Below are 11,009 nucleotides of genomic sequence, written 5' to 3'. Positions count from 1 at the left end.
CGGCGGATCACGCGCGGCCCTACGAACGACGACCATGTCAAGGAGTCCCCGTGAGCACCATGTCGACGATGGTCGTCCTGCTTGCGGTGTACCGGCCGGGACCCCAGCTACCCGCGCTCGTCACCGATCTGCTGCCGGACGGCTGGGCCGCGATCGTGGTCGTGGACGACGGCAGCGGCGCGGACGCCGCCGGCTGCCTGGCGCGGGTCCGCGCGCTCGGCTGCACCGTGCTGTCTGACTCCACCAACCGCGGTAAGGGTGTCGCCCTCAAGGCCGGCCTGCGCCATGTCGCGGCGCAGTACCCGGGCTGCGCCGTCGTCTGCGCCGACGCGGACGGCCAGCACCGGGCCGAGGACCTGCGCCGGGTCGTCGCTCAGGGCGAACCGGGACGGATCGTCCTGGGGGTCCGCAGCGTGGACCGGATGCCGCTGCGCAGCCGGATCGGCAACACCGTGACGCGGCTGCTGTTCCGGGCCGCCACCGGCCACCGGGTGACCGATACCCAGACCGGTCTGCGCCTTCTTCCCGGCCCGATGCTCGACCGGCTCAGCGCCGTGCCGGGCGAGCACTTCGAGTACGAGATGAACGTCCTGCTCGAGGCCGCCCGCACCGGGCAGGCCATCGACCAGGTGGAGATCCCGACCCGGTACACCGACGCGAACAAGGCGTCGAGCTTCTCCGCGATCACCGACTCGGTACGCATCTACCGGCCGCTGCTACGACACGTGGTCACCGCGCTGCTGACCCGGGCCCGATAGCGGAGCCGCCCGCGGCCCCGGCGGTCCTGCCTGGAGGCCGCCGGCCGAACGTCCGAGCCGGACTTGCGCCTCGTCGTTCCCAGCAGGTCCGGCCGGCGCCAGCGAGCGATCAGGGTGCCCGAAAAAATATGATATTCACCAAAAAGGGGGAGTTGTGGCGTGGCATCGAATTACAGGTGCGCGGCCTGGCCTAACGTCGCAACGGACGGCGACGGCGCTGTGATCGCCGCAACGAACAGAGGAGGCAGCTTCATGAAGAAGACCACGGTCAAGCGTTCTTATGAGGCTCCGAAGGTGACCGTTCAGGGGAACTTTCGGGCCGTGACGGGTCTGCTGGGCAGGCACGGCAACGACCGGATCATCCTGAGCAAGAACTGATCGCCCGACCCGTTGCCACGACTCATGCCTGACACAACCGGCATGCTGTGCCACGGCGAGCCGTACTTCGTGGCCCTTCCGGACCATGATGGGGGTCTCGCCGTGGCTCGGCGGCTGGGAACGCCGCACACCCGTATTCTGCGGCACGCGTCCGGACGCCCCTGGCTGGTCGGGAACTGGTCCGACGAGCAGGTGAAGGTGGCGCAGGCGGGACCGGCCCGGATGGCGGTGATCGGCTCCTGCGCGATCGACCCGGCCGAGCTCCAGCGGCGGGTCGCCCGGCTGCGGGACGTCGCGGAACTCGACACGTTCGCGGCGTCGCTGGGCGGCAGCTTCCACCTGGCCGCCACGGCGGACGGCCGGCTTCGCGTGCAGGGCAGCGCGTCCGGCCTGCGGCTGGTCCACCACACAGAGGTCGACGGCATCCAGGTTTGCGCCGACCGGGCCGACGTGCTGGCCGCCCTCACCGGCGCCGCCGTGGACGAGCAGCAGGTCGCCGTACGGCTGCTGTGGCCGGCGCCGCACCCGCTGCTCGACACGCCGTTGTGGCGCGGCGTACGCGCCGTACCGGCGGGCAGTTGCCTGCAGGTGGAGCGCGACGGCCGGACCGCACGAACGCGGCGCTGGTGGGCGGCGCCGGAACCGAACCGGTCGTTGACCGACGGCGCCCCGCTGGTTCGGGAGGCGCTCGCCGACGCGGTGCGCGCCCGTACCGATGCCGGCGGCGTCATCAGTGCCGACCTGTCCGGTGGGCTGGACTCGACCTCGTTGTGCTTCCTCGCCGCGACCGGCGACGCCGAGGTGCTGGCGAGCACCTGGCCGGGTCTGGACCCGGCCGACGACGACCTGGTGTGGGCGCGGCGGGCCGCGGCCCGGCTGCCGGGCGTGACGCACCTGGTGTGGCCCGCTGAGGAGTCGCCGCTGGTCTACGGGCAACTACTGGAGATCGACGATCCGCTCGACGAGCCCACCATCGGAGTGCTGGACCGGGCACGGGCGCTGAGCCATCTCCCGCGCCTCGCGGCCGCCGGCAGCCGCCTGCATCTGACCGGCATCGGCGGCGACCACGTCGCCTGGTGTTCGGAGGCCTACTACCACCGGCTGCTGCGCCGGTCCCCGCTGGCGGCGATCAGGCAGCTTCGCGGGTTCCGGGCACTGTTCAACTGGCCGCTCGGGCCGCTGCTCACCGCGCTCGCCGACGGCCGGCCGTACCGCCGCTGGCTCGCCGACGCGGCCGATGACCTGCGGCAGCCGCGGGCCGAACCGGTGGTGGGCACGCTGGGCTGGAACGACCCGCCACGCCTCTTCCCCTGGGTGACCGAGCACGCCGCGGAGCTGGTACGGGACGCCCTGCGTACCGCCGCGGAGTCGGCGGAGCCGCTGAGCGACGACCGCGGCATGCACGCCGACCTCGAGCAGATCCTGAGCACCACCCGGATCGTGCGCCAGTGGGAGCAGATGAGCCACCGGATCGGGCTGCCGATGGCCTCGCCGTTCTTCGACGACCGGGTCATCGGCGCCTGCCTGTCGGTACGCCCGCAGGAACGGGTCACGCCGTGGCGGTACAAGCCCCTGCTCGTCGAGGCCATGCGCGGGATCGTCCCGGACGAATGCCTGGCCCGGACCAGCAAGGCTCAGGCAGCCCTCGACGCGGCCCGCGGCTTGCGGGAGCACCGGGCCGACCTGATCGCGATGTGGCAGGACTCGCGGCTCGCGGATCTGGGCCTGGTCGACCGTCAACAGCTGGTCGAGCTGACCGAACGGCCGGACGACCCGCGGCTGCGCCAGGCCGTCCTCTACTCGACCATCGGCTGCGAGGTGTGGCTGCGTGGGATCGACACCAACCGGACGGGCACCCGCGGGGTGCCGGAGGGAAGCTTCGACGATGTCTCTGCGGCTGCACCCTGATCTCACCACGGCCGACACCGACTACGGGACCGTCCTGCTCGACCAGCGCGACGGGCGTTACTGGCAGCTCAATCCCAGCGCGGCCCTCATCGTACGGATCCTTGCCAGGGGTGGGGATCGCACCGAGGCCGTGGACGCGCTCCTCGAGCAGTTCGACGTCGCCGCGGAGCGCGCCCGGCAGGACGTGAGCTGCCTGGTGGACGAGCTCACCTCGGCCGGTCTGGCGGTCGACCAGTGAGCACTCCCGGCGCGCTCGTGCGCCCCACCGCCGGCACGGCCGCCCGCCGGTTCGCCGCGCGCCTCGCCGTCCTCGTCGCCCGCGCAGTGGCGACGTTGCCGCCCAGACGGATCCGGTCGGTGCTGACGGTCCTGCGCCTCGGCGCCCGGCCGGCGCGTTACGACGAGGCCGAGTCGGCCCGGAAGGTGGTGCTGGCGGTCAGCCTGCGGTGCCTGGGTCCGCAGGGCTGCCTGCCCCGATCGCTGGCCACCGCCGTGCTGTGCCGGATGTCCGGGAGCTGGCCCACCTGGTGCGTCGGCGTGCGGGTGGCACCCCCGTTCGGCGCGCACGCCTGGGTGGAGGCGGACGGGCGGATGGTGGACGAAGCGATGCCGGACGGGTACATGGCAAAGCTCATCGAGGTGCCCCCGATCGGGGCCCGCCGCCCCGATGAACGCTGACCAGGCCGGGACGGCGCGAAGCGGGCCGATGGCCCTGCTCAGCCTCGTACGGGGGCACCGCCGCCGCCTCGCCGCCGCTGTCACGCTGACGCTCATCGGGTCCGTGCTCGGCCTCACCCAGCCGCTGCTGGTCCGGCACGTCATCGAGGTCACCGGCTCGGGCGGCCCGCTCGCCGCGACGGTGACGGTGCTGGTGGCGTTGTTCGTGGCGCAGGCACTCGCCCATGCCGCCGCCGACTTCGTCCTTGCCCGGGCCGGCGAGCACATCGTTCTCGGCATCCGCCTCAACCTCGTACACCACCTGCTGCGGCTCACCATGCCGTGCCACGACCGCCACCGGGTCGGCGACCTCATCTCCCGTACGAGCACCGACAGTTTCGCGCTCCGCAGGGTCGTGGTGAACGGTTGCGCCGACGCGGTGACCGGCGTGGTGGGACTGTGCGGTGCGGTCGCCGTGCTGATCTGGCTCGACCCGACCCTGTTCCTCGTCGTGGCGGCGCTCGTCGCGGTCGGCCTGTCCACGGTGGTCCCGGTCATGCGCGGCGTACGCCACGCCGCCCTCGGCAGCCAGCGGGCCACCGGCGAGATGGCCGGGGACCTGGACCGGGTCCTGTCGGCGCTGCGCACCGTGCGGGCCAGCCGTGCCGAGCAGCGGGAGGCCGAGCGCATCGGCGCCCAGGCCCGCGAGGCCTGCCGGCACGGCGTGCGGACGGCCCGACTCACCGCCGCGGTGGGACCGGCCAGCCAGCTGGCGGTGGACGGGTCGTTCCTGGTGGTGCTGCTGGTCGGCGGGGTACGCGTGGCCACCGGCTCCAGCTCCCTGGCGGACCTGGTCGCGTTCCTGCTCTACATCAGCTGTCTCGCGGTGCCGATCAGCTCGGTCTTCCAGGCCCTGAGCGCCGTTCAGGAGGGCAGCGGAGCGCTCACCCGGATCAACGAGGTGCTCGCCCTGCCGGTCGAGTCCGACGGGCCCGCACCCGGCGTCACGACCGTCTCGCCACGCCAGGGCGTCCGGGCACCGGCGCCGGCGCTGGAGTTCCGCGACATCTGGTTCGGGTACGACCCGCGGCAGCCCGTGCTGCGCGGGGTGTCCTTCCGGCTGCCCGCCCGCGGCCACATCGCGCTGGTCGGCGGCTCGGGCGCCGGCAAGTCGACCATCTTCGCCCTCGTCGAGCGGTTCTACGAAGCCGACCGCGGAGCGATCCTCCTCGCCGGCCGGAACGTGCGTGACATGCGCCGTTCCGAGTGCCGAGCGCGGATCGGCCTGGTCGAGCAGGACTCGCCGGTGTTCCACGGCACCCTGCGGGAGAACCTGACCTACGGCGCGCCCGGCGCCACCGCGGACGACATCGCCCACGTGGTGGAGCTGACCAACTTGGCCGACCTGGTGCGGCGCCTGCCGAACGGACTGGACAGCCCGCTGGGCGACCGCGGGGTACGGCTCTCCGGCGGGCAACGCCAGCGGGTCGCCATCGCCCGCGCGCTGCTGTCCCGGCCCGCCCTGCTCCTGCTCGACGAACCCACGGCGCACCTCGACCCGATCAACGAGGCGGCGCTGCGGCGGGCCATCGCGGAGGTCTCCCGCGACTGCGCGCTGCTCGTGGCGGCGCACCGTTACTCGACCGTCCGCGGCGCGGACCAGATCGTCGTGCTGGACGGCGGGCAGGTCGTCGCGACCGGAGACCACGACGGCCTCATGATCCGCAGCCCCTACTACCGCAGCCTGGCTGCCGGGTGGCAGGACCGCCCGAATGCGACGGCCGGCCAGTCGGTGGAGCGGTAACCGGCAATCCGCATCGGACCGTGCGCGTTCGCGGCGGGAAGCCGGCCGACGTGATTTTTCGCCCGAACCCTGGTAATTATTGGACATCGAATGATCTCTACGCTGCAAGCTACCGTATCTTGACGTATCCCCCCGGTAGGACGATTCGATGTCTGACGATTCCGAGCGCGACGACCCGGTATTGGTCCGTCCCTACATCACCACCCGGCCCCGTGACGGGTCCGCCGCGAACGACGACCGGCCCGCGCAGACCTGGCCGGCGACCGCCGATCTGCCCGCGGACGGCACCCGGGAGATGGCGACCGTCCCGGCCTCGGCCGCGGCGGGCACCGACCCGGCGGCCTGGAACACCGCGCTGCGCCGCCAGCGGCTCCTGGTCCTGGCCGGGGTCGGGGTGATCGCCGTGCTCGTCGGTGGCCTGCTGCTGGCGGTGCTCGGCCCGCCGGGGGACAGCGATCGGCCCGCGACCACCCGGGCCGCCCCACCGCCGGCGACGGCGGCGACCGGCGCCCCGGCTCCGACACCGGTGGCGAGCGGCACGGACAGCAGCCCGGCCCCGGCCGGCCGGGGTGCGAGCCGGCCGGCCGGCACCACGATCGCGACGGCCGAGAGCCCCGTACCGGGAGCTCCGGCGCGGAATGCGACCACCGGGCCCGCCGCCGGCGCGCCGGGCCCCACGCTGGCGCCGCCACCGGACCCGGCCCGGACCGGCCCGATAACCGCGGCCGGCGGCCGCTGCCTGAGCCTGGGCGGGCTGCTCGGGCTCGACGGCAGTCCGGTGCGGACCGCCGCCTGCAACGGTGCCGGCAGCCAGCGGTGGACGCTGGCGACCGACGGAACCCTGCGGGTGTCCGACCGGTGCGCCCGCAGGAGCGGGGACGCGACGGTCCGGATCGGCGGATGCGACGCCGAACCCGCGACCCAGTGGCGGGCCGGTCCGGGCGGCTCGCTGGTCAACCCCGAGAGCGGCGGTTGCCTGACCGACCCCGGTTCGCCGGGCGCGACAGTCACCGTCACCGGCTGCACGGGCGCGGCCGACCAGCGCTGGACCCTGCCTCAGGGTTCCTGAGGACGGGCACGACATGCCGCCTCATTCCCGGTCCAGGCCGACCACCACCTCCGCGTTGGCCGGCAGAACCACCTCGCGGCCGTGGACCAGAATCGTCTCGTGGCAGCCCTCGGGGGCGGACAGCACGAAGGTCGCCGCGGTGTGGTCAGCGGACACCGACAGCGTATTACCGTGCCACTTGAGCCGGAAGGCGATGGCTTTCCAGTCAGGTGGCAGCCACGGTTTGAAGGTCATCTGACCGTTGCGCACCCGAAATCCACCGAACCCGTTCACCATCATCTGCCAGGTGCCACCGGCGGAGGCGATGTGCACGCCCTCCTCGGTGTTGCCCTGGTTGTCCACGAGGTCGACGGTCGCCGCCCGGCGGAAGTACTGCACGGCCCGGCCGGGATCGCCGACCTCGATGCTCATGATCGAGTGGGTCGCCGGGCTCAATGACGACTTGTGCAGCGTCAGCGGCTCGTAGTACTCGTAGTTGGCCAGCTTGACCTCATCCGGGAACTCGTCCGGCAGCACGTAGGTCAGCATCACCACGTCGGCCTGCTTGAGCAGCTTCGTGCCGGCCAGGTTGTAGTGGTGGTAGCCCGGGGGATACCTCGGCATGTCGTTGTCGTCGTGCTCGACCGGCAGGGTGGCCAACCCGAAGTACCCGTCGAACTGCTCGATCACCCCGTCATCGTCAACGCTCGGCAGGCGGATCTGCTCAGCCTTGTCAAGCCAGTCCCGCACCTCCTCGCGCGCGAGCCCCATGCGCCCCGACAACGCCGCGAGTTCGGGTGCATCGCTGTCCGAGAGTTCGGCATAGACGCGGGCGGCCTGTTGCAGGTGCCACCGCACCAGATAGTTGGTGTACGCGCTGTTGTCGACGTGCTCGTGGAACTCGTCCGGGCCGACGACCCTGCTCAGCACGTAACGTCCGTCGGGCGTCGCCTCCAGCCGGTCGGCCCAGAAGCGGCTGGTCTCGAAGAGGACCTCTGCTCCGTACCGGGTCATCAGGGCGTGGTCGCCCGTGGCGGCGACGTACGCGATGAGGCCGTACGCGACGGCCGAGGTGATGTGGATCTCCTCCTCGCCCATCCAGATCCGGTGCGCACCGTCGATGGTCCACTTCGGCGTCTCCTCGACGCCGGTGTCGGCGGACTCCCACGCGTAGCGCGCACCACGGAATCCCGTGTCGCGGGCGTTCTGTCTCGCGCCGTCGAGGGTGTGGTAGCGGTACAGCAGCAGCGCCCGGGCCGTCTCCGGCTGCGTATAGACGAAGAACGGGAGCATGAACACCTCGGTGTCCCAGAACGCGTGCCCGCGGTAACGCTCGCCCGTGAGGGCGTTCGCCCCGATGTTCACGCGCGAATCCGACTCGTTCGCCGCGATCAGGAGTTCGTAGATGCTGAACCGCACCGCCCGAGTGGCGTCCTCGTCCCCGTCGATCGTGACGTCGGAGTCCGCCCACTTCGCCGCCCAGGCCGCCCGGTTGCGTTCCCGGGACGCCGCGAATCCGGCGTTCCGGTGGCGGCGGAGCTCGTCCTGGGCCGCCCGGCCCACGTTCTCCGCCGCGACGTCGCGGGAGGTGTAGATCGTGACGAGCTTCTCCACGACGATCGTCTCCCCGGCGGCGACCCGCATGCGCGACCGCTGCCCGACGTGCTTGTACCGCTCCGCGAACTCCTGCTCCGCCGGTGCCGAGACCGTCGTGCCGGCCGCGTAGCCGATGGTGATGCCGGTGTCGATGGTCCGAGTCTCGAGGTAGACGCCGTCCGGGAACCCGGCGCGGGCAACCTCGTCGAGGTGCCTGGACTTCGCCCACTTGTGCCACTTCATCTGTGGGTCGGCCGGCGGCGGATCCGCGTAGAACGGCCGCCGGTCCAGGTTGTGCACGGTGGCGTCGATCGCGCTGTGGACACTGATCGAGGCGGTGTGGTTCTCGGGCGTGACGCGAGCCCGCAGGCAACACAGATGTTCGTCGGCGCTGCTGGCGAACCGGATCGATTCGATTCGGGTTCGCCGGCCCTCGGAGTCGGAGAAGACGGTCTCGCGCGACAGGCTGCCCTCCCGCAGGTCCAGGACCCGCCGATGGCGCACGATCGACCCGGAGGTGACGTCGAGCTTGACGCCGTTGACCACGATCTCGAGCGCGACCCAGTCGGGGGCCTTCACCAGGTCGATGACCGCGGAGTCGTGGTGGTCGAAGACCCCCCGCAGGAAGGTACCGGGTAGCGCGCCCTCGTGGCCCTCCTCGAGCGAGCCGCGCGTGCCGAGATATCCGTTGCCGGTGGTGAAGAGCGTCTCGTACGTGTTCGCCAGCACCGGATCGAAGCCGTCCTCGACGATCTGCCACCCGGAGTCCGCACCGTCGAGATCGGCGTCCATGACCGGCTGCCTCCTACGATCGGGAACCGTACGACGCGAGGATCTGCCGTTGCGTCTCCTCGCGGGACAGGTACACGTTGAGCTCGGCGCCGGTGCAGCGTTGCGCGCCCATGGCGTTGCCGTACTGGCAGGCGACGACGTAGTCGCGGAATTCGAGGTAACCGAAGCCCAACCCGGCGGCGAAGGAGTCACCGGCGCCGGTCGCGTCGACGACCCGCCCGACCTCGATGCGATCAACGATCTCCGAGGCGATCCCACCCGAAGCCTGGCGGTAGAAGACCACGCAGCCACGTTCGTCCAGGGTCACGCAGACCGCCCCGACGCCGCGGTCGAGACAGTGCTGCGCCAGATCACGCAGCGCGTCGTGACTGAGGCTCGGTGGGTCCGCGATCAGCTCCGGCGATTCGCCCAACCACGTCGAGCTCGCTTCCTCGAGGTTCATCTTGAGGATGTCGATGTACGGCAGCCACACGTCCCGGTCGGCCCACACCCGCGGGTGGCGTTCGCCGCTGCGAGTCAGCGTGGTCGTCGGGCCGTGGCCGTCCAGGACGATGATCGCGTCGCTGTTGTTCTCCTTGATGTGGCGCAAGGTCGGCTGGCCCACTTCGTAGTCGGTGATCGGGACGCAGACGAACACATCGGCGTCGAGCACCTTGTCGAGGTCGCCGGGCAGGATCGGGTTCATGAAGCTCGTCTGCCGCTCGACCCGGCGGTTGTGCTCGATGTAGCGGAGCTCGACCACGTCACCCTGATCGTGCGACGACGTGATTCCGGACGTGTCGATGTTCCGGTACGGGCTCAGGATCTGCTTGATCGGACCGTCGTCGCGCCGCCGGACATGGCAGATCGGCACGATCGTGTCGCCGGGATCGAGCAGCGCCGAGAGCGCCACCGCCGTGTACAGGGCGCATCCGTATTTCTCGAACCGTTCGCCGGTGTGGGTCACGATCCGGTCGCGGGGGATCGGGCCCAATACGGCAACCTTGCGACCCGCACCGGTACGCCCATCAGCCGTCATGAACACCTCCGGGCCGTCGGAGGACGCGGATCCGATCGCGCCGCGATCGCCGCGGCCCAGCCCCTTCGTCAATCGTCCTTGTCATCGTCGCTCCCGAGGCTTCGGGGCCCGCCCTTCGTCGTGTGCACGATGAGGACGTCACAGGACGCCCGTTGGGACACGTCCGAAGGCACCGAGCCGAGCAGTCGCCCGGAGAGGGTGTTGATGCCGCGGTTGCCCACGACGATGAGGTCCGCGGCCTGCTCACTCGCCGTCGTCAGCAGAGCCTGGCCGGGATCGCCCTTGACCAGCCTCGCGATCACCTCGGAGGCGCCGGCCTCGACCGCACGCTGCCGGGCGGCCGCGAGCGCCTCCTCGGCGGCGTCCGTACCGGCCACCTGGTACATGCTGGTGGGGCCGACCGCCGCGGCGAGAATGCTCTGCTCCTTCGCGGTCAACGGGTGATAGGCGCACACCACAAGGAGCCGAGCGGAGCGTGCCTGGGCGATCTCGGCGGCCTGTTCGACCGCCCTGAGCGCGGACTCCGAACCGTCGGCGCCGACGATGATCGTGCTGTACCTCATGTCCCCTCCATCCCGCGACAGCGGGCAATCCACGTGCGTCTGAACTCCCCCGCTGCGCCTGGTGCGCCGACGATCGACGGCCGCCGGAACGGTCAGTGTCCGCTCGGCCCGCGCCGGCGTGCCGGAGGAGGCGGCTCGGAGCCGGGTTCGCCCGGGTGTTCGGGGATGGCTTCGAGGCCGTGATGGCGGAGTTGCTCCGGCAGGTCCTCCTCGGTGACCTCGTGGCTGTGCAGCACCTCCGGCGGCCTGAGCAGCAGCCAGACGATGAAGATCGCGCCGAAGGCGAGCATGATCGGCCCGATCACCAGCGCCAGGTTCAACCCGGCCGACTTCTGGATGTCCGCTTCGCTGGCGTTCAGCCCGACGATGGTGACGATCACCCCGAAGATCAGGAAGAGCGCTCCGGTGAAGGAACGGATGTCGAAGAGCTTCGCCAACAGGTCGGTACCCTGCTCGCCGGGCTTCTCCTCCGGTGACGTCATGGCGG

General features: G+C 71.3%; 11 protein-coding genes. 7 read left to right on the top strand and 4 right to left on the bottom strand.

The genetic code is table 11. From position 1 onward, the window contains the following. Positions 1-59: 59 nt before the first annotated feature. The 7 genes from AB0F10_RS07365 to AB0F10_RS07335 all read left to right on the top strand — a co-directional run bounded on the left by AB0F10_RS07365 (position 60) and on the right by AB0F10_RS07335 (position 6,574). Positions 60-758, top strand: a complete 699-nt coding sequence (locus AB0F10_RS07365; protein WP_360621015.1) for a glycosyltransferase family 2 protein — start codon at positions 60-62, stop codon at positions 756-758. A gap of 252 nt (positions 759-1,010) precedes the next feature. Beyond that, the gene (locus AB0F10_RS07360; protein ID WP_360621007.1) at positions 1,011-1,136 is read left to right on the top strand and encodes a keywimysin-related RiPP; all 126 of its coding nucleotides are present in this window, start codon (positions 1,011-1,013) and stop codon (positions 1,134-1,136) included. 24 nt (positions 1,137-1,160) lie between these two features. Beyond that, positions 1,161-3,044 (top strand): lasso peptide isopeptide bond-forming cyclase, encoded by a 1,884-nt coding sequence (locus AB0F10_RS07355; protein ID WP_360621005.1) that lies wholly within the window; start codon positions 1,161-1,163, stop codon positions 3,042-3,044. Continuing rightward, positions 3,022-3,282 carry a lasso peptide biosynthesis PqqD family chaperone gene (locus AB0F10_RS07350; RefSeq protein WP_360621003.1) on the top strand — a complete coding sequence of 87 codons (261 nt, stop codon included), beginning with the start codon at positions 3,022-3,024 and terminating at the stop codon, positions 3,280-3,282. Before AB0F10_RS07355 ends, AB0F10_RS07350 begins: the two co-directional genes overlap by 23 nt. Continuing rightward, positions 3,279-3,722: a lasso peptide biosynthesis B2 protein gene (locus AB0F10_RS07345; RefSeq protein ID WP_360621001.1), complete on the top strand. Its 444-nt coding sequence runs from the start codon at positions 3,279-3,281 to the stop codon at positions 3,720-3,722. The genes AB0F10_RS07350 and AB0F10_RS07345 overlap by 4 nt, the downstream gene beginning before the upstream one ends. 28 nt (positions 3,723-3,750) lie before the next feature. Continuing rightward, positions 3,751-5,505, top strand: a complete 1,755-nt coding sequence (locus AB0F10_RS07340; RefSeq protein ID WP_360620999.1) for an ABC transporter ATP-binding protein — start codon at positions 3,751-3,753, stop codon at positions 5,503-5,505. A 148-nt stretch (positions 5,506-5,653) separates the two neighbouring features. Then, positions 5,654-6,574: a ricin-type beta-trefoil lectin domain protein gene (locus AB0F10_RS07335; RefSeq protein ID WP_360620997.1), complete on the top strand. Its 921-nt coding sequence runs from the start codon at positions 5,654-5,656 to the stop codon at positions 6,572-6,574. 21 nt (positions 6,575-6,595) lie between these two features. Here AB0F10_RS07335 and AB0F10_RS07330 read toward each other — a convergent pair whose 3' ends face one another. The 4 genes from AB0F10_RS07330 to AB0F10_RS07315 all read right to left on the bottom strand — a co-directional run bounded on the left by AB0F10_RS07330 (position 6,596) and on the right by AB0F10_RS07315 (position 11,004). Next, on the bottom strand, positions 6,596-8,941 hold the full coding sequence (locus AB0F10_RS07330; RefSeq protein WP_360620995.1) for a glycosyl hydrolase family 65 protein: 2,346 nt from the start codon (positions 8,939-8,941) through the stop codon (positions 6,596-6,598). Between the two features lie 13 nt (positions 8,942-8,954). Next, complete coding sequence (locus AB0F10_RS07325; protein ID WP_360620993.1) at positions 8,955-9,914, bottom strand: PfkB family carbohydrate kinase; 960 nt, start codon at positions 9,912-9,914, stop codon at positions 8,955-8,957. A gap of 113 nt (positions 9,915-10,027) precedes the next feature. Then, a complete protein-coding gene (locus AB0F10_RS07320) occupies positions 10,028-10,522 on the bottom strand; it encodes a universal stress protein (protein WP_360620992.1) in 495 nt (164 codons plus the stop codon). A 92-nt stretch (positions 10,523-10,614) separates the two neighbouring features. Beyond that, positions 10,615-11,004: a hypothetical protein gene (locus AB0F10_RS07315; protein WP_360620990.1), complete on the bottom strand. Its 390-nt coding sequence runs from the start codon at positions 11,002-11,004 to the stop codon at positions 10,615-10,617. Positions 11,005-11,009 lie beyond the last annotated feature (5 nt).

It is taken from the genome of Actinoplanes sp. NPDC026623 (genome assembly GCF_040638275.1).
In the GTDB taxonomy this organism is placed as follows: Bacteria; Actinomycetota; Actinomycetes; order Mycobacteriales; family Micromonosporaceae; genus Actinoplanes.
This window is presented reverse-complemented; position numbering and strand designations above follow the sequence as displayed.

Bases quoted from the DNA above. Each gene is read 5' to 3' on its own strand.
- AB0F10_RS07350 (WP_360621003.1), top strand. From the start codon at position 3,022: ATGTCTCTGCGGCTGCACCCTGATCTCACCACGGCCGACACCGACTAC.
- AB0F10_RS07315 (WP_360620990.1), bottom strand. From the start codon at position 11,004: ATGACGTCACCGGAGGAGAAGCCCGGCGAGCAGGGTACCGACCTGTTG.
- AB0F10_RS07335 (WP_360620997.1), top strand. From the start codon at position 5,654: ATGTCTGACGATTCCGAGCGCGACGACCCGGTATTGGTCCGTCCCTAC.
- AB0F10_RS07355 (WP_360621005.1), top strand. From the start codon at position 1,161: ATGCCTGACACAACCGGCATGCTGTGCCACGGCGAGCCGTACTTCGTG.
- AB0F10_RS07320 (WP_360620992.1), bottom strand. From the start codon at position 10,522: ATGAGGTACAGCACGATCATCGTCGGCGCCGACGGTTCGGAGTCCGCG.
- AB0F10_RS07330 (WP_360620995.1), bottom strand. From the start codon at position 8,941: ATGGACGCCGATCTCGACGGTGCGGACTCCGGGTGGCAGATCGTCGAG.
- AB0F10_RS07365 (WP_360621015.1), top strand. From the start codon at position 60: ATGTCGACGATGGTCGTCCTGCTTGCGGTGTACCGGCCGGGACCCCAG.
- AB0F10_RS07340 (WP_360620999.1), top strand. From the start codon at position 3,751: ATGGCCCTGCTCAGCCTCGTACGGGGGCACCGCCGCCGCCTCGCCGCC.
- AB0F10_RS07360 (WP_360621007.1), top strand. From the start codon at position 1,011: ATGAAGAAGACCACGGTCAAGCGTTCTTATGAGGCTCCGAAGGTGACC.